Origin of the sequence: Gelidibacter salicanalis (assembly GCF_016469035.1) — a bacterium.
In the GTDB taxonomy this organism is placed as follows: Bacteria; Bacteroidota; Bacteroidia; order Flavobacteriales; family Flavobacteriaceae; genus Gelidibacter; species Gelidibacter salicanalis_A.
The window spans coordinates 1-258 of record NZ_JAEHJZ010000139.1 but is presented as its reverse complement, the minus strand read 5'-3'; the positions used below and the strand labels follow the sequence as shown (position 1 = coordinate 258).

1 protein-coding gene is annotated in these 258 nt (G+C 47.7%); it reads left to right on the top strand.

The genetic code is table 11. The features are described from left to right. On the top strand, positions 1 to 258 hold a 258-nt coding region (locus JEM65_RS21210), incomplete at both ends, for a hypothetical protein (RefSeq protein ID WP_199603718.1).

The following is a 258-nucleotide window of genomic DNA, read 5'->3' as shown; positions in this document are numbered from 1 at the left end:
CTCAGCAGCAAGCTGGAGAAAGTGCAGGATATTCCTGCTGATCAGTCTGAAAACATTCTGGTCTGGGGAAAGGCAACATTGGGTACGGGTAGCAAAGGCATTGTTATCATCGGTGCGGATAATCAGATTGTTTCGCTGAAAGTGAATAAGCCGCAAGTGCTGCAGCAGGGAAATCATCTCTGGGTTATGCAAACTGAAGGCAAGGCGCCACAAGTCGCACAGATTTATGACAACAATGGTGTGGCGCTTCTCAATGAT